This is a genomic window from Streptomyces sp. AM25, assembly GCF_058146165.1.
Genome location: NZ_JBKIWN010000029.1, coordinates 16,422 through 41,388 on the forward strand (window position 1 = coordinate 16,422; position 24,967 = coordinate 41,388).

Here is a 24,967-nt window from a genome sequence, read left to right on the forward strand (position 1 = left end):
GGGGCGCGGGGCTGTGCTCGATATGCGGCTCCGCCGCGTGGGGCGCCCCCGTTACGGGGCCGCCGGCAACGGCGGCAACGCCTTCTCGTACAGCCACGGGTGCAGCAGGTCGCCCAGCGGGCGACCTGCGACCCGCTCCGCGTGGCGGAGAAACATCTCCGTGTCGGTGCTGCCGCCCCGATGCACTTCGTGCCATGACCGCAGCACCGTGAAGAAGCACTCGTCCCCGACCGCCAGCCGCAGCGCGTGCAGGGTGCATGCGCCCCGGACGTAGATGCGGTCGTCGAAGAGGTGCCGGTGCCCGGGGTCCGCGATGCGCAGCGTCTGGCGGCGCCCCGCGAGGTCGGCCCAGGCCTCACGCGCGAGCGTGTCCGCGTCGTCCTCGTCGATGTGCTCCGACCACAGCCACTCCGCGTATGTGGCGAAGCCCTCGTTGAGCCAGATGTGCTGCCAGTCGGACAGGCCGACGCTGTTGCCGAACCACTGGTGGGCGATCTCGTGCGCCACGAGCGTCTCCGAACCCCGTTGCCCGTCCATGTGGTTGCTGCCGAAGACGGAGAGCGTCTGGTTCTCCACCGGCTCGGCGAGCTCCGCGTCGACGACGACGGCGCCGTACGCCTCGAAGGGGTACGGACCGAAGAACTCCGTGAACGCCCGCAGCATTTCCGGCTGGCGTGCCAGGTCGTGCCGGGCCTCCTCGGCGAGGTCGGCCGGGTACGCGTTGCGCACCGGGACCGGTGCGTGCCCGTCGGGGACCGTGGCGTGGATGAAGCGCCCGGTGTAGACGGCGGCGAGGTAGGGGGCCATCGGCCCGGGGTGGTGGTAGGTCCAGCGCGCGGTGCCGTCGTCCAGTTCCCGGTGGTCCTGCAACGTGCCGTTGGCCAGGACGTGGTGGCCCTGGGGCACGGTCACCGTGAAGGTGTAGGCGGCCTTGTCGTCGGGCCGGTCGTTGCAGGGGAACCACGACGGCGCGCCGACCGGCTGGGAGGCGACGAGCGTGCCGTCGTGGTCGTCCCCGGTGCGGTCCCAGCCGATGGGGCCGAAGGAGGTGTGCACCGGGGCGGGCCGCCCGCTGTAGCGGACGTCGAGGACGAAGGGCTGGGCGGGGGCCAGCCCGCGCGGCGCGGTGACCAGGATCTTGCCGTCGCGGCGGTGGAAGGCCACCGCCTCCCCGTCCAGTTCGACGGAGCCCACCTTCAGCTTCGCCAGGTCGAGCGCGATCCGGCCGGTGTGCTCGACGGCGACCGCCTCGATGCGGGCGTGCCCGTCGAGCCAGGCCCGCTCGGGGTCGTAGGCCAGCCGCAAGTCGTAGGCGAGGGTGCGGTGGCCGTCGGAGCCGTGCCGCGGGAAGTAGCGCTCCGCGCTCGGGAGCCGCGCGGGGCCGCCGGTGTCGGCGGCCGCCGCAGCGGTGAGCGGGAGGGCCGCCGCAGCCGTGAGCACGGTGCGGCGGCTGCAGGGGAACCGCTCCCTGAGCGTCATCGCGGTGCGCCGCCCGTCATGCCGCGTACTCCGGGGTGGCGGCGGCACCGGCCGCGACGGGCACCTGCGGCTCGCCCGCGATGGGGTTGCCGGTCCAGCGCGTCCCGGCGGGCACGCTCTCGCCGCGCATCACGAGCGAGGACGGGCCGACGGAGGTGTGCGCGCCGACGGAGCTGCCGGGCAGCACGATGCCGTGCGGGCCCAGCGAGGAGCCCTCGGCGAGGTGAACGGCGTCCATGCGCATGATCCGGTCGTGGAAGAGGTGGGTCTGCAGGACGCAGCCCCGGTTGACGCTGACCCCGTCCCCGAGGGTGATGAGGTCGGTCTCGGGCAGCCAGTGCGTGTCGCACCAGACGCCCCGTCCGATGCGGACGCCCAGGCTGCGCAGCCACCAGTTGAGCACCGGGGTGCCGGTGAAGGGGCCCACGAAGAAGGGCACGGCGAGGGACTCCACGAAGACGTCGTACAGCTCGTTGCGCCAGACGAAGGAGCTCCACAGCGGCTGCTCGCCGGCCTTGAAGCGGCCCATGAGCAGCCACTTGGCGGCCGTCGCGGTGAGCGCGGCGGCGAGGCCCGCGGCCAGCAGCAGCGGCGCGCCGACGAGCGCGGCGAGTGCGGGGCCGCCCTGGTCGAAGGCGTCCTGCTCGACGAGGAACACGCCCAGGCCGATCGCGAAGCCGACCATCAGCGGCAGCAGGCGGCAGATCTCGACGGCGGCGCGGGCCAGCACGAGCCGGCGCGGCGGGTCGAAGGTGCGGCCGGCGTCGCCCTGGGTGGCCACGCGCGGCAGCGGCATCGCGGGGCGGCCGAGCCAGGAGCTGCCGGGCTCGCTGTGCTCGGGGGCGTCGGAGAGGACGCCGATCAGGCCGTTGTCGGGCACGGTGCGGCCGGGGCCGACGATGCCGGAGTTGCCGACGAAGGCGCGCCGCCCGACGTGGGCGGGGCCCAGCCGCAGCCAACCGCCGCGGAGTTCGTAGGGGGCGACGAGGGTGTCGTCGGCGAGGAAGGCGCCGTCGCCGACGGTGAGCAGCGAGGGCAGCGGCAGGACGGTGGAGACCTCCGCGCGCCGGCCCACGCGGGCGCCGAGCAGGCGCAGCCACACGGGGGTGCCGAGGCTGGCGTAGAGCGGGAAGAAGGTGGCCCGGGCGTCGGTCAGCAGCCGGTTGACGAGCCAGGCGCGCCAGGCGACCCCGCCGCAGGCCGGGTGGACGCCGGGGACGATGCCCCGGCCCAGGATCCGCACCAGGGCGGCGACGAGCAGCAGGCCGCACACGGTGGTGACGAGGGTGGCCGGCGCCACCGCGGCGAGCAGCAGCAGTCCGGCCGAGGACAGCGTCGAGGCGCCCTTGACCAGGAAGTACGTGCCCACGAGGGCGGGTGCGGAGGCGACGAGCGCCACCAGCGGCAGACCGAGCAGGGTCAGCGCGTAGGCGAGGTCCCAGCGGCGGGAGCGGCTGCGGCGCGGGGCGGGCCAGGCGAGCGGGTCGCCGAGCCCACCGGCGGAGCGGAGTCCGCCGTGGCTGCCGGGGACGCGACGCGCCGGGGAGCCCTCCCAGGTCTCCCCCGCCGGGACGTGGCCGTCCAGGCAGGCGCCCGCGGCGAGTTCGGCGCCGCGGCCGAGGGAGGCGCCGGGCATCAGCATGGTGCGGTGGCCGACGCGGGCCTCGGCGTCGATGCCGACGGTGCCGATGTGCAGGTCCTCGCCGTCGAGCCACCAGCCGGAGATGTCGGCCTCGGGTTCGACGCTGCACCGGTCGCCGAAGGAGGCGAGGCCGGTGACGGGCGGCATGGTGTGGAGGTTGACGTGCCGGCCGGTCGAGCAGCCGAGGGCGCGGGCGTAGCGGGCGGCCCACGGGGTGCCGAGGAGGGCGGGGACGCCGAAGGAGGAGACGATCCGCTCGGCGGTCCACAGCTTCAGGTGGACGCGGCCGCCGCGCGGGTGGACGCCGGGGGTGATGCCACGGGTCAGCAGCCGGGCCGCGGCGGCGCCGACGGCGAGCCGGGCGGGGGCGCTGAACAGGACGAACCAGCCGACGATCACCATCCACCAGGCGGTGTGCGGCGCCCACGCCCGGGGGGCGAGGAGGCCGAGCACGTTGTCCGCGAGGGCGAGGCCGACCACGCCGCGCAGGCCCTGGACGCCGAAGAGGGCGCACTGCACCGCGATCTGCGCGGCGCCGGTGCGGCGGCGCACGGGCCGGACCCGGCGGAGCGGGAGGTCGCTCTGCGGGGCCTGCGGGGCGAGCGAGTCGATGTACCCGGCCATGTCGCGCAGGACGGTGTGCTGGTAGAGGCCCGCGACGGAGACGCCGGGGTGGGTCTCGCGCAGGGTGGAGGCCATGCGGGCGGCGGTCAGGCTGGTGCCGCCCATGGCCACGAAGTCGGAGTCGGCGGTGGGGCGGAAGCCGACGAGCTTCTCCCACAGGTCGGCGAGCCGGGCCGCGGTGCCGTACAGCTCGCGGTCGGCGTCCGGGCCGTCGGCGGTGTCGGCGGTGGTCAGCGGCCACGGGAGGGCGTTGCGGTCGACCTTGCCGGAGGTGCGGGTGGGCAGGTCCTCGATCTCGGCCAGGACGGGCACCAGGGCGGCGGGCAGCCGGTCCTGCAGCAGCTTGCGGGCGTCCTGCCCGTCGTAGCCGGCTCCGGTCACCACATAGCCGACGAGGATCTGGCCGCCGGCCGGGGTGGTGCGGACGGCCGCCGCGGCGCCGAGCACGCCGGGCAGGGCGCTGAGGGCTGCATCGATCTCGCCGAGCTCGATGCGGCGTCCGCCGAGCTTGATCTGGTCGTCGGCGCGGCCGGCGAAGACCAGGCCCTCGGGGTCGGCGCGCACGAGGTCGCCGGTGCGGTAGGCGCGGTCGGAGGCCAGGGCCGCCGAGGGGCGGAACTTGTCGGCGTCCTTGACGGGGTCGAGGTAACGGGCCACGCCGGCACCGGAGATGACGAGTTCGCCCTCGGCGCCGAAGGGGACCGGCTCGCCGGACTCGTCCACGACGGCGAGCTCCCAGCCGTCGAGCGGCAGGCCGATGCGCACGGTCCGGCCGGGGAACATCTGGGCGGCGCAGGCGACGACGGTGGTCTCGGTGGGCCCGTAGGTGTTCCACATCTCGCGGCCGGGCACGGCGAAGCGGTCGACGAGCTCGGCGGGGCAGGCCTCGCCGCCGACGATCAGCAGCCGCACCCGGTCCAGGGACTCCGGGGGCCACAGCGCGGCGAGGGTGGGCACGGTGGAGACGACGGTGATGCCGCGGTCGACCAGCCAGGGGCCGAGCTCGTGGCCGGCCCGGACCAGCGAGCGGGGGGCGGGGACCAGGCAGGCGCCGTGCCGCCAGGCCAGCCACATCTCCTCGCAGGAGGCGTCGAAGGCGACGGACAGCCCGGCCAGCACCCGGTCGCCGGGGGCCAGCGGCTGCGGCCGGAGGAAGAGCCGGGCCTCGGCGTCGACGAAGGCGGCCGCGCTGCGGTGGCTGACGGCGACGCCCTTGGGGGCGCCGGTGGAGCCGGAGGTGAAGATGATCCAGGCGTCGTCGTCCGGGAGGACGGGGCGGCCGAGGGCGGCGCCGGTGGCGGGCGCGGGCCCCCGGGTGATGCGGCCGTCGGCGCCCAGGACCAGGCAGACGTTCGCCTCGCGGAAGACGGTGGTGGCGCGCTCGTCCGGGTCGTCGGCGTCGACGGGCACGTAGGCGGCGCCGCAGCGCAGCACGGCGAGCACGGCGAGGTACAGCTCGGCGGTGCCGGAGGGGATCCGGATGCCGATGCGGTCGCCCGGGCCGGCACCCGCGCTGCGGAGCAGCTCGGCACGCGCGGCGACCTCGGCGCACAGGGTGCGGTAGGTCAGCACGTCGGTGCCGGTGTCGACGGCCGGCGCGTCGGGGTGAGCGGCGGCGGTCGAGTCGAGCACGTCGAGGAGGGTGCGCTCGGGCGGCGGCGGTGCGCTGCCGTAGCGCGCCGTCCCCACGAGCGGACCTCGTGGGGCGGGCAGGTGGCCTGGAAGGGTCGGCGGCATGTGTGTGCCTCTTTTTCGACGTCAAAAGGTGGTGCTCACGCCCGGTGGACGCGTTCGACCCCTACAGACGAAGGCAGGTTGCCGCTGGTTCGGAAACCGGTGACCAACGTTCCGTAAATCGAACGGGTGCCGCACCATCCCATCAACGATTCAAATCGGCCTCAGGACGCGGTTTTGAAGGCGTCGTAACACCCCTGAAACACGGCCAAACGCGTCACCCTGCGTGACCGCGCCTTGGGGAAGACTTGGCCTGTACCTGGGGTTGTTTTCGGTCGCCGACTCACCCGTCCGGGCCGGTCCCGCCTCAGCGCTCGGTGATCCGGCCCCCGGCGACCTCGATCCGCCGGGTGGTGTGCACCGCGTCGAGCATCCGCCGGTCGTGGGTGACCAGGAGCAGCGTGCCCCGGTAGGAGGCCAGCGCCGACTCCAGCTGTTCGATCGCGGGCAGGTCGAGGTGGTTGGTGGGCTCGTCCAGGACGAGCAGGTTGACGCCGCGGGCCTGGAGCAGGGCCAGCGCGGCGCGGGTGCGCTCGCCGGGCGAGAGCGTGGCCGCCGGGCGCAGCACGTGCGCCGCCTTCAGGCCGAACTTCGCGAGCAGGGTACGGACGTCGGCGGGCGCCGTGTCGGGCACCGCCGCCCCGAAGGCGTCCAGCAGCGCCTCGTCCCCGAAGAACAGGGCCCGCGCCTGGTCCACCTCGCCCACGACCACGCCCGGGCCGAGTGCGGCGCTGCCCGCCTCCAGCGGCAGCCGGCCCAGCAGGGCCGCGAGCAGCGTGGACTTCCCCGAGCCGTTGGCGCCGGTGATCGCGACCCGGTCGGCCCAGTCGATCTGCAGGTCCACCGGGCCGAAGGCGAAGGCGCCACGCTTGGCCTCGGCCCCGCGCAGGGTGGCCACCACCGCGCCGGAGCGGGGCGCGGCGGCGATCTCCATACGCAGCTCCCACTCCTTGCGGGGCTCCTCGACGACGTCCAGCCGCTCGATGAGCCGCTCGGTCTGGCGGGCCTTGGCGGCCTGCTTCTCCGTGGACTCGGCACGGAGCTTGCGGCCGATCTTGTCGTTGTCGGTGGCCTTGCGGCGGGCGTTGCGGACGCCCTTCTCCATCCAGTTCCGCTGGGTGCGGGCCCGGGACTCCAGGCCGGCGCGGGTGTCCGCGTACTCCTCGTAGGCCTCGCGGGCGTGCCGGCGGGCGGTCGCGCGCTCCTCCAGGTAGACCTCGTAGCCGCCGCCGTAGAGGTTGACCTGCTGCTGGGCGAGGTCGAGTTCGAGCACCTGGTCCACGGTGCGGGCGAGGAACTCGCGGTCGTGGCTGACGAGCACCGTGCCGGCGCGGAGTCCGGTGACGAACTCCTCCAGGCGGGCCAGGCCGTCCAGGTCGAGGTCGTTGGTGGGCTCGTCGAGCAGGAAGACGTCGTACCGGCTGAGGAGCAGCGAGGCGAGGCCGGCCCGGGCGGCCTGGCCGCCGGAGAGGGCCGTCATCGGCCGGTCCAGCCCGACGGTGAGGCCGAGCGAGGCGACGACCTCCTCGGCGCGCTCCTCCAGGTCGGCGCCGCCGAGGCCGAGCCAGCGCTCGAGGGCCGTGGCGTAGGCGTCGTCCGCACCCGGCGCGCCGTCGACCAGCTCCTGTGTGGCGGCGTCGAGCGCGGCCTGGGCCGCGGTGACGCCGGTGCGGCGGGCGAGGAAGGCGCCGACCGTCTCGCCCTCGCGCCGCTCGGGCTCCTGAGGCAGGTGCCCCACGGTCGCCGAGGCCGGGCCCGTGTGCACGGTGCCCTCGTCGGGGGTGCCGAGGCCGGCGAGCAGGCGCAGCAGGGTGGACTTGCCCGCGCCGTTGGCCCCGACCAGGCCGATGACGTCGCCGGGGGCGACGACCAGGTCGAGCCCCGAGAACAGGGTGCGGTCGCCGTGTCCGGCGGCGAGGTCCTTGGCGACGAGCGTTGCAGTCATGACAGCGCAGACTCTATCCGCTCACAGGATTCGCACAGTAATGGGTTTCCCATACTTTTCCCGCTGTTTTCCCCAGGCGTTCGCCCTCAGGACGCCCCGGGGCCCTCAGGACGTGAGCCGGGCGACCAGCACGTCCCCCGTGGTGCGGGCGACGACGAAGGCGCCCGCACGCAGCCGGGCGTCCAGCGGAACGGTGTGCTCCCCCGGCTCCAGCCGCCCCTCGAACACCTCGACGGTGCGGGTGCGGCGGAAACGGTCCTGCCGGTAGCCGGTGAGCCGGACCCGGCAGGCGGCGGCCACCCCGAGGTGCGCCTCGCCCGCGCCCGCGGTCAGCCCCGTGAGCCGGCGCAGGGCGTGCGGTGCGCGCTGGAGGGCCTGTTCGACCTGGGCGACGAGCAGCGGGACGGCCGGGGCCGGGGCCTCTATGAAGACCGCGTCCGAACCGGCGGCCGCGAAGGCGGCCCGCACGGCGGACCGTTCGCCCTCCCCCACGTCCCGCTCGAACGCGACGGCGCCGTACGTGCGTATCTCCTCCGCGTGCGCCCCCGCCGCGTCCCGGGTGATCTCGGCTCCTATGCCGATCGACCGCAGGGCCGCCGCGAGCCGGGCGAACAGGGCGACGCGCGGGCCCACCAGCAGGACCCGGCGGGCCCCGCACGCCCCGTCGGCGAGCAGCCGCTCCAGGACGGCCCGGTACTCGGCGGAGCGGAAGCGGAACGGGCCCACCCCGCCGTAGCCGTCGCGCACCGGGTCGGGCGCCGGGGCCGTCTGCCAGACGAAGTCCCGCCACACGACGTCCGCGCCGTCCCGCTCGATCACGGCCGTGACCACCCCGCACTCCAGCCCCTCGCACTCCGGGCAGGCGTAGATCACGTGCCGCCCGCCGGGCAGCGGCGGCAGGCCCTCCAGCAGCAGGGCGCGCACCTGCGAGGTGAACACCGTGGGCCCGAGGTCGGCGGCGAGCGGCGAGACGCCGTCGACGTCGGCGAGCCGGGCCAGCAGCGGCCTGCCGTCCACGACGAAGTCCAGGAATTCCCGGTGCACTTCGTACGCCCCGCCGCCGAGGAGCGCGCCGGCGTGCGTCGCCGGGGCCAGGCCGAAGGTCGCGTACGCCGTCATGCCCGGAGTATTCCCCTCTGTGTGCCACTTCGAGCCCGGAGGCGGGGAATTCGCCGGTACCGTCGGCCCATGGCGAGCGATGTGATCGTGGTCGGTGCCGGGATAGCCGGACTGACCAGTGCGGTCGTGCTGGCGGAGCGCGGGCTCCGGGTCGCGGTGTGGAGCCGGGAGGCCCCGGCGGAGACCACGTCGGCGGTGGCGGGCGCGCTGTGGTGGCCGTACCGGATCGACCCCGAAGCGGCCGTCGCCGCCTGGTCGTTGCGCTCGCTGACGGTCCTGGCCGCGCTCGCCGCCGAGCCGGAGGAGACCGGGGTGCGCATGGTCGCCGGCACGTACGCGGGGGCCGGCCCCGCGGAGCTCGGCCCGTGGGCGGCCGGGGTGCCCGGGCTGCGGGCCGCCATGCGGGGCGAACTGCCGCCGGGATACGGGCGCGCGGTCCGGGTGCACGTACCACTGCTGGACATGCCGGCCCATCTCGCCCATCTGCAACGGCGGTTGACCGCAGCCGGCGGCTCGGTCGCGGCCGGCCGCCCGGTGGCCTCGCTCGCCGAGGCGGCGCGCCGCGCGCCGGCCGTGGTCAACTGCACCGGGCTCGGGGCGCGTCACCTGGTGCCCGATCCCGGGGTGTACCCCGTGCAGGGCCAGCTGGTCGTGGTGGAGAACCCGGGCGTGCACGAGTGGTTCGCGGAGGCCGACGGGCCCGGGGCGACGGACTCGGCGTACGTCTTCCCGCAGCCGTACGGGGTGGTGCTCGGGGGAACGGCGCGGAGCCATGTGTGGGACCGGTCGCCTGTGCCGTCGACGGCACAGGCGATCATCGCCCGGTGCGCGCGGGTCCACCCGGGCCTGGGACAGGCGCGGGTCCTGTCCCACCGGGTGGGCCTGCGGCCCGCCCGCGCCCGGGTCCGTCTGGAGGCGGAAGCCCTGCCGGGCGGGGGGATGCTGGTGCACAACTACGGGCACGGCGGTGCGGGGGTGACGGTGGCATGGGGGTGCGCGGAGGGAGTGGCGGAGCTGGTGGGGTGCTGAGGCCTACCGCAACCCGCCCACCACCGGCACCCTTGCCCCCGACCCCCGCAGGTCCACCGTCAACCGCGGCGTCGTGGAGGCCGGTTCGACGAGCCCCGCGTCCGTCCCCGCCACGATCAGCGCCAGCCGGTGCCCCGCCGGCACCACATGGTCGGTGGCCGCCAACGCCACCGTCAGGCTGTACGGGCGGCCCGGGACCAGTTCCCGCCCCTGGCCCAGGTCGGCCCAGCCCCGGCTGAACACCGTGAAGCCCACCCGCTCCGTGTCCGGCGCCGTCCGCAGGAAGCACCCGGTGTCACCCGCGTTGCCGCTGCCCCAGCAGTCCCGGTCGGCGAGCGTGACGATCCCCTCCCCGCTCCCCGCATAGTTGCGGATGACGGCAGGCCCCACGTCCACCAGCACCGCCGACAAGTGCGCCGACTCCGTCGACGGCGTCACCGTCAGACGTACCGCCGACGAACCCGCCACCCGCAGGTCGTGCGTCAGCGGCCGCGTGACGAATCCGGCCTTCTCCGGCGTGGGCTGATCGGCCTGCGCCGCCCAGTCCAGTTCGCCCCGCTTCGGGTCGTCCGTGAACTCCGCGGTCGCACCCCGCGGCGCCGGCCGCACGCCGAGCGCCTGCCCCGCCTCCGGGTACAGGGACACCGTCCCCGTGCCGCGCGGCGGCCACACCCGGTCCGTCGTCCACCGGCCGGGCGCGCGCTCGATGTCGGCCATGGGCTCGCGCTGGACGCCGTTGTCGTAGCCCAGCAGGTAGTGGTCGAACCAGCGGTGCAGCGTGCCGACCCACTCCGCGCGGCGGAAGTCGAACGGGTCCACGTGCCCCGCGGTCGACAGCCACACCTTGCGCTCCACGCCGTGCGCGGCGAGCGCGTCCCACCACTGACCGAAGTGCTTGGTGCGGACGTTGAGGTCCTGCAGGCCGTGGACGGCGAAGACGCTGGCCCGTACCCTGCCCGCGTCCCGCACGTAGTCGCGCGCGCTCCACAGCGCGGTCCAGGCGCCGTTGCGCGGTGCGCCTTCGACGAGCCTGCGCTGGACGGCCGCACAGCGGCCCCGCGCGGCGGAGCTCTCGACGGTGTCGGACAGTTGATCGGGCCCGCCGTCGTAGAGGGCGGCGCCCTGGGAGAAGTAGTAGTCGTACCAGGAGCTGATGCCACCGATCGGGACGATGGTCCGCAGTCCCCGAACACCCGTCGCAGCGACGGCGTTGGCGATCGTGCCGTCATAGCTCTTGCCGATCATGCCGACGGCCCCGGTGGTCCAGCCGGCGCGGACCGCGTGGCCGCCGGTGCGCGAGGACCAGCCGTGCGCACGGCCGTTGAGCCAGTCGACGACGGCCTTGGCGGACTGGACGTCGGAGCGGCCCCCGACGTCCGTGCAGCCGTCGGAGCGGTTGGTTCCGGCGAGGTCGACGAGGGCGACGGCATAGCCGCGCGGGACGAAGTAGTTGTCGTAGTAGAGCGGGAACTGCACCGGGTTGCCCTGCGCGTCGTACGTCTTGAGCTGGCTCTCGTTGCCGCGCCCGCAGCAGGAGTAGTACGGGCTGGCATCCATGATCACAGGAACGCGCCGGCCCTGTTCGACCGCCTCCCGGGGGCGGATGATGTCGACGGCGACCCGGTCGGTGCGGCCGTCGCCGTCACCGTCGATCCCCGTGTCCACCCATACGGATTCGCGCACGGCGCGGTCGTACGAGTAGACCGGTCTGCTTTCTCCCGGCGGTTTTCCGCCATGCTGTGCCGTCGCGGCGTGCGCGGTGCCGGGGAGGACGCCGAGGACGGCGGCCAGGGCGGCGAGTAACGCCACGAACAGGGCGGTCCAGGGTATGCGGGTGACCCGCTGTTGTATGGGCACCGCCGGACCGTAGCGCGAGTCAACTCCGGTGCAGAAGGGGGGCGACGGTGGCCGGAAGTGGTCCGGGGGACGCTGATGTCAGGCGTATGTCGATCGCATGTCGCAATCCGCCATGGACATACCCTGGGCCCCGGTGAGTACATAGGCTGCGATCAGCCCTTCGCCCCCTACGAGTTGGAGTGACTCGTGCGTCACAGACTCATCGTCCCCGGCGCGGCCGCGGCGTTCCTCATGCTGGCCGTCCCGGCGTCCGCCGCCGAGCCCACGCCCGGCGCACCGGGCATCGGGGACCCGTACTACCCGGACGCCGGGAACGGCGGGTACACCGTCTCCCACTACGACCTGCGGCTGGCGTACCAGCCGAAGACCGACCGGCTGGACGGCACGGCGACTCTGATCACCACCGCCACCCAGGACCTCTCGCGCTTCAACCTGGACTTCCTGCTGGACGTCAAGGACGTGCTGGTCGACGGCAAGAAGGCATTCTTCACCAAGACCGGCACCCACGAGCTGGAGATCACCCCGGCGGCGCCGCTGCTGAAGGGCAGGCAGGTCAGCGTCGTCGTCCGCTACAGCGGCATCCCCTCGCAGGTGAAGGTCGACGGCGCCGGCTCCTGGCAGCGCACGCCGGACGGCGGCGTGATCGCCAACGAGCCGGAGGCCGCGGCCTGGTGGTTCCCCGGCAACGACCACCCGCGCGACAAGGCGACGTTCGACGTCTCGGTGTCCGTGCCGGACGACGTCCAGGCCATCAGCAACGGCGTGCTGGCCTCGAAGTCCTCCAAGCTCGGCTGGACGCGCTACAACTGGCGCTCCACCAAGCCGCAGGCCACGTACCTGGCCACGCTGGCGGTCGGCAAGTTCGACATCACCACCGGCACCACCTCGAACGGCCTGCCGATCGTCAACGCCTACAGCAAGGACCTGGGCGACAACCTCGACTCGGCCAAGGCGAGCGTCGAGCGCACGAACGAGATCCTGGACTGGGAGTCCTCGCTCTTCGGCCCGTACCCCTTCACCGCGGCCGGCGGCTACGTGCCCAACGTGCCGACGCACTACGCGCTGGAGACCCAGACCCGGCCGTTCTACAGCCCCGCGCAGTTCGCCGACGGGGCCAACGCCTCGGTGGTGGTGCACGAGCTGGCGCACCAGTGGTACGGCGACAGCGTGTCGGTGAAGAACTGGCGTGACATCTGGGTCAACGAGGGCTTCGCCTCCTACGCCCAGTGGCTGTGGTCGGAGAAGGAGAACGAGGGCACCGCCCAGCAGCTCGCGGACTACATCTACACGAGCGTCCCGGAGGACAACGCCTTCTGGCAGGTCAAGCCGGGCGACCCGGGCCCGGAGAACCAGTTCCACCCCGCCGTCTACAACCGTGGGGCCGTCGCGATCCAGGCCCTGCGCAACACCGTCGGCGACAAGACCTTCTTCGAGATCCTCAAGAAGTGGCCGACCGCGAACAAGTACGGCAACGGTTCGGTCCAGGACTTCCAGGCGTTCGCCGAGAAGGTCTCCGGCAAGAACCTGCAGAAGCTGTTCGACACCTGGCTGTTCACCACGTCCAAGCCCTCGGCCGCGGACGCCGCCTCGTACGGCATCGGCAAGACCCCTGCGGGTGCGTCCCTGCGGGCGGCCGGCAAGCCGGCGGCGCCGAAGTCGTGGAAGCAGATCCAGTCCGCCCAGCTCGGCCACCAGCGCTGACCAGCCGAGCACTGATCAGCCGCACCTCATTGCTGTGACACCACCGGTTTCACACCGGTGGTGTCACAGCAATACTGACAAGGTGATGCTCACCATCGACGAACTGGCCGCCCGCGCCGGGATGACCGTGCGCACCGTCCGCTTCTACGGCACCCGCGGGCTGCTGCCCCCGCCCGAGATCGGCCCGCGCCGGGTCGGCCGCTACGGCCCCGGGCATCTCGCCCGGCTCGCCCTGATAGAGGAGCTGCAGCGCCAGGGCCTCACGCTCGCCGCCATCGAGCGCTACGTGCAGGGCCTGCCCGCGGACCTCAGCGCCCGCGACCTGGCCGTCCACCGCGCGGTGGTGGCCTCCTGGACGCCGGACGCGGCGGAGGAGACCACGCGCGAGGAGCTCGAACGCCGCGCGGGCCGGGCCCTGACCGAGGAGGACGTCGACCGGCTCGCGGCCATGGACGTCCTCGAACGGGCGGACGGGGACGGCGTGTTCCGGGTGGACCGCGGGCTGCTGGGCCTGGGCGTGCAGCTGCTGGACGTCCCGGTCCCCCTGGAGACCCTCCTCAAGGCCCGCACGGTGCTGGTGGAGCACGCGCGCGCGACCGCCCGGGAGCTCACCCGTCTCTTCCACGACGAGGTGTGGGACCCGGAGCGGGTCGACGCGATGAAGTCGCTGTCCGCCCATATGCAGCCGATGGTGGTGCAGGCCCTGGTGACGGCCTTCCAGCGGTCGCTCAAGGAGGAGCTGCGGGCGGTCAGTCGGTGAGCCCGCAGGTGAGTCAGTCGGTGAAGGTCTCCCCCTTCTCCGCCTTCGCCAGCAGCAGGGCGGGCGGGGCGAAGCGGTCGCCGTAGGCGGCCTGGAGCTCCCGGGCCCGGGTGACGAAGCCGGGCAGGCCGCCCTCGTAGCCGTTGATGTACTGCAGGACGCCGCCGGTCCAGCCGGGGAAGCCGATGCCGAGGATGGAGCCGATGTTGGCGTCGGCGACGGAGGTGAGGACGCCCTCCTCCAGGCAGCGGACGGAGTCCAGCGCCTCGGAGAACAGCATCCGCTCCTTCAGGTCCTCGAACGGCACGTCCGCGCCGTCCCGCCCGAAGTGCTCGGCCAGGCCCGGCCAGAGCCCCGCCCGCTTGCCGTCCACGTAGTCGTAGAAGCCCGCGCCGCCGCTGCGTCCGGGGCGGCCGAACTCCTCGACCATGCGGTCGATGACGGCGTCCGCGGGGTGCGGGGTCCAGGTGCCGCCGCTCTCCTCGACCGCCTTGCGCGTCTCCTCGCGGATCTTCCGCGGCAGCGTGAGGGTCAGCTCGTCCATCAGCGAGAGCACCTTGGCCGGGTAGCCGGCCTGGGCGGCGGCCTGTTCCACGGAGGCGGCCGGGACGCCCTCGCCGATCATGGCCACGCCCTCGTTGATGAAGCGGCCGATCACGCGCGAGGTGAAGAAGCCACGCGAGTCGTTGACGACCACCGGCGTCTTGCGGATCTGCCGGACGAGGTCGAAGGCGCGGGCCAGGGCCTCGTCACCGGTGCGCTCGCCCTTGATGATCTCCACCAGCGGCATCTTGTCGACGGGCGAGAAGAAGTGCAGGCCGACGAAGTCCGCGGGCCGCTCGACGCCTTCGGCGAGCAGGGTGATGGGAAGGGTGGAGGTGTTGGAGCACAACAGGGCGTCCGGGGCCACGACGTGCTGGATCTCCTGGAACACCTTGTGCTTGAGCGCGGGGTCCTCGAACACGGCCTCGATGACGGCGTCGCAGCCGGCCAGCTCCGCCACGTCGGCGGTGGGGGTGATGCGGGCGAGCACGGCGTCGCGCTCGGCCTCGGTGGTGCGGCCCTTGGCGACGGCCCTGTCCAACAGTCCCTCGGAACAGGCCTTTCCGTGCCGGGCGTTCTCCAGGGTGACGTCCTTGAGGACGACCTCGATGCCGGCCCGGGCGCACGCGTAGGCGATGCCGGCCCCCATCATGCCCGCCCCGAGCACGGCCGCCTTCCGCACGGTGCGCGGCTCGGTGCCCTGCGGGCGGCTGCGGCCGGCGTTGACGGCCTGCAGGTCGAAGAAGAAGGCCTGGATCATGTTCTTGGAGGTCTGGCCGGCGACCAGCTCCGTGAAGTACCGGGTCTCGATGACCTGCGCGGTCTCGAAGTCGACCTGGGCGCCCTCGACGGCGGCCGCCAGGATGTTGCGCGGGGCGGGGTAGGGCGCGCCGCCGGTCTGCTTGGCGAGCGTGGCCGGGAAGGCGGGCAGGGCCCCGGCGAGGGCGGGGTCGGCCGGGGCGCCGCCGGGGATCCGGTAGCCCTCGGAGTCCCAGGGCTGGCGGGCGTCCGGGTGGTCGTCGATGAAGGCGTGGGCCTTCGCGAGCATCTCCTCGGCGGTGTCGGCCACTTCGTGGACGAGCCCGGCCTCCAGGGCGCGCCGCGGGCCGTACTGCGTGCCCTGCAGCAGCACCTTGAGCAGCGCGTCGGTGATGCCGAGGAGCCGGACGGTGCGGACGACACCGCCGCCTCCGGGGAGCAGACCGAGGGTGACCTCGGGGAGGCCGATCTTCGAGCCGGGGGCGTCGAGGGCGATGCGGTGGTGGCAGGCGAGGGCGATCTCGTAACCGCCGCCCAGCGCGGCCCCGTTGAGGGCGGCCACGACGGGCACGCCGAGGGTCTCGATGCGGCGCAGGTCGCGCTTGACGCGCAGGCCGGCGTCGAAGGCCTGCTGTGCGCGGTCGGGGGTGACGGAGATGAGCTCGCGCAGGTCGCCGCCGGCGAAGAAGGTCTTCTTGGCCGAGGTGACGACGACGCCGCGGATCCCGTCCTTCTCGGCCTCCAGGCGGTCGGCGACCGCGGCGAGGGACTGCTGGAAGGCGGCGTTCATGGTGTTGGCGGACTGACCGGGGTCGTCGAGGACGAGGGTGACAATGCCGTCGTCGCTGCGCTCCCAGCGGATGGTGCTGCTCATGTCGGGTCTCCTGGAAGGGTGTTCGGGGCGGACGGAAGGGCTGGGGTCGGGGGCGCCCCGTAGGGGCGCGGGGAACTGCGCGAGCAACCCCCGCCGGCCCGCAGCCGACACACCGCCCCGGGGTCCGGGGCGAAGCCCCTGGGGGTACCTCCTGGGGGCACCTCCTGGGGGCACCCCCAGCGGTAGCTGGGGGAGGTAGCTGGGGGCCCTCGACTGCGGGCGCGTCGTGGCCGGTCGCGCAGTTCCCCGCGCCCCTGCGGGGCGCCGTGGTGCCGGCGCGCCTAAACGCGCTCCACGACGGTGGCGATCCCCATCCCGCCCCCCACGCACAGCGTGACGAGCCCGTAGCGCCCGCCGCGCCGCTCCAGTTCGTCCACGACCGTGCCGACGAGCATGGCTCCGGTGGCCCCCAGCGGGTGGCCGAGGGCGATGGCGCCGCCGTTGACGTTGACCTTCTCCGGGTCGACGCCCGTCTCCTCGACGAACCGCAGCACCACGGCCGCGAACGCCTCGTTGATCTCGACGAGGTCGATGTCGTCCATCGTCAGCCCGGCCTTGGCCAGCGCCTTGCGGGTGGCGGGGGCCGGGCCCGTGAGCATGATGGTCGGCTCCGAGCCGGAGACGGCCGCCGAGACGATGCGCGCCCGCGGCGCGAGCCCGTACCGCTCGCCCACCGCACGGCTGCCGATGGCGACGAGGGCCGCCCCGTCCACGATCCCGGAGGAGTTGCCCGCGTGGTGCACGTGATCGATCTTCTCCACCCAGTGGTACTTCTGCAGCGCCACCGCGTCGAAGCCGCCCGCCTCACCCATCGCCGCGAACGACGGCTTGAGCTTCGCCAGCGTCTCGACGGTCGTGCCGGGCCGCAGGTGCTCGTCCCGGTCGAGGACGACGAGCCCGGTGCGGTCGCGCACCGGCACCACCGAGCGCTCGAACCGGCCGTCCTTCCAGGCCACGGCGGCCAGCTCCTGCGAGCGGGCCGCGAAGGCGTCGACGTCGCGGCGGGAGTGGCCGCCCAGCGTGGCGATGAGGTCGGCGCCGATGCCCTGGGGGACGAAGCCGACGGTGTGGTTGGTCATCGGGTCGCCGAACCATGCGCCGCCGTCGGAGCCGATCGGCACCCGGGACATCGACTCGACGCCGCCCGCCAGGACGAGGTCCTCCCACCCCGAACGCACCTTGGCCGCCGCCAGGTTGACGGCCTCCAGGCCCGAGGCACAGAAGCGGTTCTCCTGCACGCCGGCCACCGTGTCCGGCAGTCCGGCGGCGATGGCGGCGATGCGGGCGATGTCGGAGCCCTGGTCGCCGAGCGGGCTGACGACGCCGAGCACGATGTCGTCGATCGCCGCCGGGTCCAGGCCGGGCAGGCGGTCCCGGAGTGCGTGGATGAGGCCCACGACGAGGTCGATCGGCTTGGTGCCGTGCAGGGCCCCGTCGGCCTTGCCGCGTCCGCGCGGGGTGCGGATCGCTTCGTAGACGTACGCTTCGGTGCTCAAGGGTCGGCTGCCTTTCGGAAGCTGTTTCGGAAGGGTCGTGGGGGTCACGCGAGCAGGGAACGGCCGATGATCTCCTTCATGATCTCGGTCGCCCCGCCGAAGATGGTCGTGACACGGCCGTCGGTGAAGGCCCTGGCGACCCGGTACTCGGTCATGTAGCCGTAGCCTCCGTGCAGTTGCAGGCACCGGTCGGCGACGCGCTTCTGCAGTTCGGTGGCCCACCACTTGGCCATCGCCGCGTGCACGGCGTCGAGTTCGCCGCGCTGGTGGGCGTCGATGCAGCGGTCGACGAAGGTGCGGGTGACGGCGCACTCCGTGGCCATCTCGGCGAGTTCGAAGCGGACGTGCTGCAGCCGGGCGAGCGGACGCCCGAACGCCTCGCGCTCCTTGACGTACCCCGTGGTGGTCTCCAGCAGGTACTCGGCCGCGGCGATGGCGCCGACCGCTATGCACAGGCGTTCCTGCGGGAGGTTCTGCATCAGGTGCACGAAGGCGCCGTGGAGCTCGCCGAGCAGGTTCTCCTTGGGTACGCGGACGTCGTGGAAGAAGAGCTCGGCGGTGTCCTGGGCCTTGAGACCGATCTTGTCGAGGTTGCGGCCGCGCTCGAAGCCCGGCATGCCGCGCTCGACCACCAGCAGGCTCATGCCCTTCGCGCCGCCCTCCGGCTTCGTGCGGGCCACGACGATCACCAGGTCGGCCGTGATGCCGTTGGAGATGAACGTCTTGGAGCCGTTGAGCAGCCAGTGGTCGCCGCGGTCCTCGGCGGTGGTGCGCAGGGCCTGCAGGTCGGAGCCCGCGCCGGGCTCGGTCATGGCGACGGCGGTGACGGTCCCGCCCGTGCAGAAGCCCGGCAGCCAGCGGCGCTTCTGCTCCTCGGTGCCCAGGGCGATCAGGTACGGGCCGATGATGTCGTTGTGCAGCTCGACGCCGAAGCCCGCGGCGCCGGAGCGGGCGAACTCCTCGGTGAGCACGGCCCCGAAGCGGTGGTCCGTGCTGCCTCCGCCGCCGTACTCCGCGGGGACGGTGATGCCGAGCAGCCCCTGCCGGCCGGCCGCCAGCCAGGCCTCGCGGGAGACGACGCCGTCCTTCTCCCACTGCGCGTAGTGCGGCTCGACCTCCTTGGCCAGAAAGGCGCGGACGGTCGCGCGGAAGGCTTCGTGCTCGGCACCGTAGATCTCACGCTTCATCGTGCGGGCCCTTCTGGAGCTGTCGGAGTCCGGTGACGTCCCAGTCGCGGGCCACGTCCGCCGCGTCGGCCCCCGGCTGCGCGGGCGGGCGGCGCAGGGTGCCGGGGGTGGCGGAGAAGCGCGGGGCGGGGGCGGGCTGTCGGATGCCGCCGGGCGCGGCGAAGGTGCCGCGGGCGGCGAGGTGTGGGTGCTGCGGGGCCTCGCTCAGCGAGAGGACGGGCGCGACGCAGGCGTCCGTGCCGGCGAACACCTCGGTCCACTCGGCGCGGGTGCGCTGCCGGAAGCGCGCGGCGACGGCCGCGCGCAGCTCGCCCCAACGGGCCGTGTCGGTACGGGCGTCCGCCACGTCCTCGATGCCGAGGAGGCGGGCGAACTCGGCGTAGAAGCGCGGCTCCAGCGCACCGACGGCCATCCAGCCGCCGTCCGCGGTCCCGTACGTGCCGTAGAAGGGGGCGCCGCCGTCGAGGAGGTTGGCGCCGCGCCGGTCCTGCCAGCCGCCGGCCGCGGTCATGGCGTGCAGCATGGCGGTCAGGTGGGCGGTGCCGTCGACGATGGCGGCGTCGACGACCTGGCCGGTGCCGCCGGCGCGGGCGTGGTGGAGGGCGGCGAGGACGCCGACGACCAGGTAGAGGGAGCCGCCCGCGTAGTCGCCGAGGAGGTTGGCGGGGGCGTACGGCGGCCCGTCCGGCGGGCCGGTGAGGCCGAGGGCGCCGGTGACGGCGATGTAGCCGATGTCGTGCCCGGCGGTGGCCGCGAGCGGCCCGTCCTGGCCCCAGCCGGTCATCCGCCCGTACACCAGGCGGGGGTTGCGGGCGAGGGCCGCCTCGGGGCCGACGCCGAGCCGCTCGGCGACGCCGGGGCGGTAACCCTCGAGGAACACGTCGGCGCGCGCGGCGAGTTCGAGGACGGCCGCCCGGCCGGCGTCCGTCTTGAGGTCGACGAGGACCGAGCGCTTGTTGCGGTTGGTGATGTCGTACCGGGGGTCGACACCGAGCCCCGGGCCGCCGGGCCGGTCGACGCGGACGACGTCGGCGCCGAGGTCGGCGAGGAGCATCGCGGCGAACGGCGCGGGACCGATGCCCGCGAGCTCGACGACCCGCACGCCGGTGAGCGGCCCGTGCCCTGTCCCGTCCATGCGGCCCCCAACGCCCACTCCGTGTGACACATTCGCTGTAACACCCGCGATGTTAAGAACGTGTTCCACTCTCCACAAGCCCTCGCGGGCCGTGGAGTTGCCCCGCCGTCAGCGGGCGTCGAGCTCCGCGACGAGCCGTTTGGGCGCGATCGTGCGGTAACTCTCCTCCACCCAGTCGCAGAGCAGCTCCACGGGCGCGCTCTCGCCCGTCAGCGGGATCGACACCCAGCCGTGCCGCCCCAGCCCGTACCCGCTCGGCGCGGCGCCGGGGACGGCGAGGGCGTGGCCGTGCGCCTCCTCGTCCTTGAGCTTGACGCCGATGCCGGGGGTCTCGGTGTTCCCCTCCGACCCCAGGAAGACGAAGATCTTCTTGTTGACCTTGACCACCGCGTCCTCTTCCCACGGGAACTCCTCGACCGCGCCGGGGAGCCCCAGGGCGAACGCGCGCACGGCGGCGCGGGCCTTGAGGGGAGCGGTTCCTGCTGCTCTGCCTGCCATGTGCTCACGCTAACCCGCGCCACTGACAACGCAGCGGAACCGGATCACAGCAGTCCGGCCTCCTGCAGGATGCGCCGCACCGTCGCCACGGCACCGTCCGGAAGGGGCGTCAGCGGGGCCGCGGTGGCCGGGCAGTCGATGACGCCGAGCAGGTGCAGGGCGGCCTTGAAGCCGCCGAGCGCGGAGGACGCACCGCACATGGCGGCGGGATCCCCGGTGCCGGTGAGGGCGAACAGGGCGGTCAGCCGGTCCTGTTCGGCGGCGGCCTCCGCCCAGCGGCCTGCGCGGGCGTGCTCGTGGAGGCGTACGTACCCGGCGGGGTCGACGTTGCCGAGCCCTGGCACGATGCCGTGCGCACCGGCCAGCAGGGCGGCGTCCGCGGCCGGTTCGGAGCCGGTCAGCACGGAGAAGGTGCGGTGCAGGCCGCGCTCGCGCAGCGCGACGAGCAGCCGCCGCAGGGCGTTGAGGTCGCCGCTGCTGTCCTTGAGCCCGGCCAGGGTGCCGTCCTCCGCGAGGGCGAGCACGGTGCGGCCGTCGAGCTTGGTGCCGACGGAGGAGGGGATGTCGTACCCGACGACCGGCAGCCCGGCCCCCTCGCGGACGCGCCGGAAGTGGGCGGCGGTCTCGTCCGGATGCGGGGTGACGTAGAACGGCGCGGTGACGACGACGGCGTCCGCCCCGAGGGCCGCGGCGGTGCGGGCGTGGGCGAGGACGCGGGCGGTGCTCATGTCGATGACCCCGGCGAGGACGGGCACGCGACCGCCCACGGTCTCGACGACCGTCGCCAGGACGGTGCGCCGCTGCGCGTCGTCGAGCAGGGCGGCTTCGCCGCTGGACCCGAGCGCGAAGAGCGCTGCCGCGCCGGCGGAAAGGGTGTGCTCGACGAGGGCGGCAAGAGAGCGCCGGTCGACCTCGCCGGTCGGGGTGAGGGGGGAGCAGAGGGGCGGGATGACGCCGGTGAGGTTTGGGGTCACCTGGTGGTGCTTCCCGAAACCGGGGTGATTACGCGCCCCGTAAGGGGCGCGGGGCTGTGCTGAACATGCGGCTCCGCCGCGTGGGCGCGACCGGCCACAACCGGCCCGCAGCCGGAATGCGGCGCTACACCCCCCGAAGCGCCGCCCGGCACAACGCATCGGCCGCCCGCGTGGTCTCCGGCAACCGGAACCCCCGCGCCAGCCGCAACACCTGCGCGCACGCGCCGTCCAGACTCACCCGGTGCCCCACGGACACGAACACCGGCTTCACCCCCTCCCGGGTGCGCAGCGCCCGCCCCACCTCCTCCTCCCCGTCGAGCAGCGGCGCCGTGTCGCCCCGCAGGGGCCCCGGCTGCTCGTAGCGGAAGGTGAACGGGTTCTTGGCGACCCCGACCGTCGGCAGCCCGGTCAGCACCCCCAGGTGGCTCGCCAGGCCGAAGCGGCGCGGGTGCGCCAGCCCGTAGCCGTCGCAGACGACCAGGCCGGGTTCCACCGCGAGCCGGTCCAGCGCGGCCAGCACGGTGGGGATCTCACGGAACGCCAGCAGCCCGGGCACGTAGGGGAAGCTCACCCGGCCCACGGCCGTCGCCTGTCCCACGACCTCCAGCGTGGCCGCGTCCAGCGCCACGGCGGCCGCAGCGACGACGTCGCGCTCGTCGTCGTAGGCGACGTCCACGCCCACCGCGACCAGCGGCGCCTCCGGCGCGGGGCCGGGTTCGTCCAGGATCACGCGGCCGCGCAACTCGTCCTGGACGGCGGTCGCTTCCGCCTCGGTCGTGGGCCAGTCGGGCGGCACACCGCGGGACGTATCGGTCATGGCACTGGTCATAGTGGCTCCCACGCTACGGCACGGGCGTAGCCTGTCGATCATGTTCGTAATGGAGCTGACGTACATCGCGCCCATCGACCGCATCGAGGCCGCCCTGCCGGAGCATGTCGCCTGGCTGGACTCGCACTACGCGTCCGGCGTCTTCATCGCCTCCGGGCGCAAGGACCCGCGGGACGGTGGCATCATCCTCGCCCTCGGCGACGACCGGACGAAGATCGAGGAGATCGCCAAGAGCGACCCGTTCAGCGTCGCGGGGGTGTGCGAGTACACGATCACGAAGTTCATCGCGACGAAGACCGCCGCACCGCTGGAGCAGTACCGCGAGACGCTACCGTCCTGACCGTCCCAGCCGGGCGGTCCGGCCCTGCTCCCCCGCCGCCCAGCAGCCGCCGTCCGGGGCGCAGGCGACGGTGTCGTACGAGCCCGTGTCGAAGCCGTGCCAGCTGCGGCCGCCGTCCGTGGTGAGGTCGCTGCCCGTCGGGCCGACGGCCAGGGCCGTGGTGCGGCTGTGCGGCAGCCAGGCGACGCCGGAGCGGTAGGCGGCGGGCAGGAGCGCGGCCGTGGTCCAGGTGGCGCCGCCGTCGCGGCTGAGCGCGGCGGCGCGCGGGGACGGCTGTCCGGCGCGGTAGTCGCCGCCGACGGCCAGCCCGTGCATGCGGTCGCGGAAGGCGAGGGCGAAGACGCCGCGGGCGGGGTCGCCCGCCGGTACGGGCGTGGCGGAGGCCGTCCAGGTGCGGCCGCGGTCGGCGGAGTGGAGGACGCGGGAGACGGCGCCGCCGCCCGTGGCGATCCACGCGTCGTGGCCGCCCGAACTCACCACGCACTGGCCGCTCGCCGCGAAGGCGGCCTCGCCGGGCAGGGCCGGCGGCATTCCGCCGGAGGGCAGGACGTTCCAGCTGCGGCCCCCGTCGGCCGTGCTCAGCACGCGGAAGCGGCCGTCGACCGGGTCGCCGAGGGCGATGCCGTGACGGTGGTCGAAGAAGGCCAGGCAGTCGTAGAAGGCCTTCGGGTCGGTGTTGCGGAAGGCCTCCGTCCAGGTGCGGCCGGCATCGTCGGTGCGCAGGATGCGGGAGGCCTCGCCCTCGCCGATGGCCAGGACCACGGCGTGCCGGGCGTCGAAGGCCTCGACGTCGCGGAACTCCAGTGCGCCCGCCCCCGGCGGGGAGACGGTGCGCCAGCGGCGGCCGCCGTCGCGGGTGAGCAGCACGGTGCCCTTGGTGCCGGCGACCCACGCGGTGGACCGGCTCACGGCGGCGAGCCCGCGGAAGCGGGCGTCGGTGCCGGACGGCCTGACCTCCCAGGACCTGCCGGGGTGCGGGGCGGCCTGGGCCGGTGCCTGGAGAAGGAGTCCGCAGACGACTGCGGTCGATGCGGCAAGGCCGCGTCTCACCGTCCGACTTGTCATGGACGGGCAAGCTAGCGGAAGCCCGGCGGTGTCGTCCACGACACGGGATCGTCAAATATTCATCCTTTCGGCCAGTGGCATGTGGCTGGACGGTCGATCCGCGCGTGCGCGCGGCTGCCTAGCGTCGGAGGCATGATGCAGATGCCCCTTCCGGCGGTCGCCGGTGCGCGCCCCAGGACCGCCCGCGGACGAGGCTGGCTCGCGGCCGCCCTGTGCGGACTGTGGGTGTGCGAGGGCCGTCTGCTCGGCAAGACCACCGCCTACCCCTCGTACTCCGCCGCCGCGCACCACGCGCATCTGCTGGTGTGGGTCGCCGGGCTGCTGGTGGCGCTGTGCGTGCTGCCGTGGGCGCCGCTGACCGCGCGGGCCGCGGCGGCCGTCGGGGTGTCCTGGTCGGTGACCGGCCATCTGCTGGCTGCCGGGCAGCCGATCCCCGTCTGGAGCCTGACCGAGAGCGCGGCCCTGCTGGTACTGCTGTGCCTGGTCGCCTGGCGCACCGCGGTGCGGCCGGCCGTGCCGCTGGGGATCGCCCTGGCGGCCGGGGTCCTGGCCGCGCCGGTCCGGGACGCGGACGCGAACGGCACGACCGTCGTCGCCTACGCGCTCGTCGTGGCCGGCGTCGCCGCGCTCGGGCTGTGCCTGCGCTACCGGGATGCGGAGCGCGCCCAGGCGGTGGCCGCCGCGCGCGAGGCCGAACGGCTGGAGCTGGCGGGCGAGCTGCACGACTACGTCGCCCACCACGTGCAGGCGATGACCCTGCTGGCCAAGGCCACGGGGTCGCTGGCGCAGGACGAGCGGGTGGCCGCCTCGCTGCGCGACATCCAGGAGGCCGGCGACGTGGCCATGACGACGGCCCAGCGGCTGCTCAAGGTGCTGCACCAGGACCACCCGCGCCGGGAGCCGCTGCCGGGGCCGGACCGGATCGCCGAACCGGTCGAGGCCTTCCGCCGTGCGCATCCCGGCGCGCGCGTCACCTTCGACGTCGACCCGTGCTTCGGCGCCGGGCTGGCCCCCGAACTGGCCGCGTCGGTACGCCGGATCATGGACGAGGCGCTGGCCAACGTGGCCAAGCACAGCCCCGGCGCCTCGGCCGTGGACGTCACGCTGCAGCGCTCCGGGGAGCGGCTCTTCGTGTCCGTCCGCGACGACGGCGGCCGCGGGGCGCCCCTGCGGCCGCCCGAAGAGAGCGGCGGGCTGGGCCTGGTGGGCATCACCGAGCGTGCGGACGCGATCGGGGGCTCGTTGACGGCGGGGCCGGCGCCCGGGGGCGGCTGGGAGGTGCTGGCCGTCCTGCCGGTCCAGGCGTGACGCAGGTCACGCTCCATTCGTCGCACTGTCGTAATGGTTCCAACGTCTCACCCTTCGAGGAAGGCACGG

At 74.0% G+C, this 24,967-nt stretch carries 18 protein-coding genes; 5 read left to right on the plus strand and 13 right to left on the minus strand.

The features are described 5' to 3' along the window. Nucleotides 1-51: 51 nt before the first annotated feature. The 4 genes from ACLHRZ_RS30120 to ACLHRZ_RS30135 all read right to left on the minus strand — a co-directional run bounded on the left by ACLHRZ_RS30120 (nt 52) and on the right by ACLHRZ_RS30135 (nt 8,543). The gene (locus ACLHRZ_RS30120) at nt 52-1,479 is read right to left on the minus strand and encodes a M1 family metallopeptidase (RefSeq protein ID WP_490421727.1); all 1,428 of its coding nucleotides are present in this window, start codon (nt 1,477-1,479) and stop codon (nt 52-54) included. 16 nt (nt 1,480-1,495) lie between these two features. Continuing rightward, complete coding sequence (locus tag ACLHRZ_RS30125) at nt 1,496-5,482, minus strand: Pls/PosA family non-ribosomal peptide synthetase (protein WP_490421728.1); 3,987 nt, start codon at nt 5,480-5,482, stop codon at nt 1,496-1,498. A 304-nt stretch (nt 5,483-5,786) separates the two neighbouring features. Next, the gene (locus ACLHRZ_RS30130) at nt 5,787-7,424 is read right to left on the minus strand and encodes an ABC-F family ATP-binding cassette domain-containing protein (protein ID WP_490421729.1); all 1,638 of its coding nucleotides are present in this window, start codon (nt 7,422-7,424) and stop codon (nt 5,787-5,789) included. 105 nt (nt 7,425-7,529) lie between these two features. Then, on the minus strand, nt 7,530-8,543 hold the full coding sequence (locus ACLHRZ_RS30135; RefSeq protein ID WP_490421730.1) for an oxidoreductase: 1,014 nt from the start codon (nt 8,541-8,543) through the stop codon (nt 7,530-7,532). Nucleotides 8,544-8,612: 69 nt separating this feature from the next. Here ACLHRZ_RS30135 and ACLHRZ_RS30140 point away from each other — a divergent pair, with 69 nt between their 5' ends. Next, a complete protein-coding gene (locus ACLHRZ_RS30140) occupies nt 8,613-9,572 on the plus strand; it encodes an FAD-dependent oxidoreductase (RefSeq protein WP_490421731.1) in 960 nt (319 codons plus the stop codon). 3 nt (nt 9,573-9,575) lie between these two features. On the opposite strand, the gene ACLHRZ_RS30145 is transcribed toward ACLHRZ_RS30140, so the two are convergent. Beyond that, the gene (locus ACLHRZ_RS30145) at nt 9,576-11,429 is read right to left on the minus strand and encodes a Xaa-Pro dipeptidyl-peptidase (protein WP_490421732.1); all 1,854 of its coding nucleotides are present in this window, start codon (nt 11,427-11,429) and stop codon (nt 9,576-9,578) included. 186 nt (nt 11,430-11,615) lie between these two features. On the opposite strand from ACLHRZ_RS30145, the gene ACLHRZ_RS30150 reads away from it, so the two are divergent. Together ACLHRZ_RS30150 and ACLHRZ_RS30155 are read left to right on the plus strand one after the other, a co-directional pair. Continuing rightward, nucleotides 11,616-13,130: a M1 family metallopeptidase gene (locus ACLHRZ_RS30150; RefSeq protein WP_490421733.1), complete on the plus strand. Its 1,515-nt coding sequence runs from the start codon at nt 11,616-11,618 to the stop codon at nt 13,128-13,130. An 85-nt stretch (nt 13,131-13,215) separates the two neighbouring features. Next, complete coding sequence (locus ACLHRZ_RS30155) at nt 13,216-13,890, plus strand: MerR family transcriptional regulator (protein WP_490421734.1); 675 nt, start codon at nt 13,216-13,218, stop codon at nt 13,888-13,890. 13 nt (nt 13,891-13,903) lie between these two features. Here ACLHRZ_RS30155 and ACLHRZ_RS30160 read toward each other — a convergent pair whose 3' ends face one another. The 7 genes from ACLHRZ_RS30160 to ACLHRZ_RS30190 form a co-directional block, all read right to left on the minus strand. After that, nucleotides 13,904-16,066, minus strand: a complete 2,163-nt coding sequence (locus ACLHRZ_RS30160; RefSeq protein ID WP_490421735.1) for a 3-hydroxyacyl-CoA dehydrogenase NAD-binding domain-containing protein — start codon at nt 16,064-16,066, stop codon at nt 13,904-13,906. 281 nt (nt 16,067-16,347) lie between these two features. Continuing rightward, a complete protein-coding gene (locus ACLHRZ_RS30165) occupies nt 16,348-17,562 on the minus strand; it encodes an acetyl-CoA C-acetyltransferase (protein ID WP_490421736.1) in 1,215 nt (404 codons plus the stop codon). A gap of 44 nt (nt 17,563-17,606) precedes the next feature. Further along, nucleotides 17,607-18,749, minus strand: coding sequence for an acyl-CoA dehydrogenase family protein (locus ACLHRZ_RS30170; RefSeq protein ID WP_490421737.1), 1,143 nt, complete (start codon nt 18,747-18,749; stop codon nt 17,607-17,609). After that, entirely contained in the window at nt 18,739-19,884 is a 1,146-nt protein-coding gene (locus ACLHRZ_RS30175; RefSeq protein WP_490421738.1) for a CaiB/BaiF CoA transferase family protein, read from the minus strand. Before ACLHRZ_RS30175 ends, ACLHRZ_RS30170 begins: the two co-directional genes overlap by 11 nt. 108 nt (nt 19,885-19,992) lie before the next feature. Next, nucleotides 19,993-20,382 (minus strand): MmcQ/YjbR family DNA-binding protein, encoded by a 390-nt coding sequence (locus ACLHRZ_RS30180; RefSeq protein ID WP_490421739.1) that lies wholly within the window; start codon nt 20,380-20,382, stop codon nt 19,993-19,995. Nucleotides 20,383-20,426: 44 nt separating this feature from the next. Next, nucleotides 20,427-21,356 carry a dihydrodipicolinate synthase family protein gene (locus tag ACLHRZ_RS30185; RefSeq protein ID WP_490421740.1) on the minus strand — a complete coding sequence of 310 codons (930 nt, stop codon included), beginning with the start codon at nt 21,354-21,356 and terminating at the stop codon, nt 20,427-20,429. Between the two features lie 124 nt (nt 21,357-21,480). After that, nucleotides 21,481-22,173, minus strand: a complete 693-nt coding sequence (locus tag ACLHRZ_RS30190) for an endonuclease V (protein WP_490421741.1) — start codon at nt 22,171-22,173, stop codon at nt 21,481-21,483. A 52-nt stretch (nt 22,174-22,225) separates the two neighbouring features. Between ACLHRZ_RS30190 and ACLHRZ_RS30195 the strand changes: the two genes are divergently transcribed. Next, complete coding sequence (locus tag ACLHRZ_RS30195) at nt 22,226-22,525, plus strand: YciI family protein (protein ID WP_490421742.1); 300 nt, start codon at nt 22,226-22,228, stop codon at nt 22,523-22,525. Here the strand turns inward: ACLHRZ_RS30195 and ACLHRZ_RS30200 are convergent. Next, a complete protein-coding gene (locus ACLHRZ_RS30200) occupies nt 22,514-23,590 on the minus strand; it encodes a WD40/YVTN/BNR-like repeat-containing protein (RefSeq protein WP_490421743.1) in 1,077 nt (358 codons plus the stop codon). The genes ACLHRZ_RS30195 and ACLHRZ_RS30200 overlap by 12 nt on opposite strands. Nucleotides 23,591-23,722: 132 nt before the next feature. Between ACLHRZ_RS30200 and ACLHRZ_RS30205 the strand changes: the two genes are divergently transcribed. After that, nucleotides 23,723-24,898, plus strand: coding sequence for a sensor histidine kinase (locus ACLHRZ_RS30205; RefSeq protein WP_490421744.1), 1,176 nt, complete (start codon nt 23,723-23,725; stop codon nt 24,896-24,898). Nucleotides 24,899-24,967: the final 69 nt, after the last annotated feature.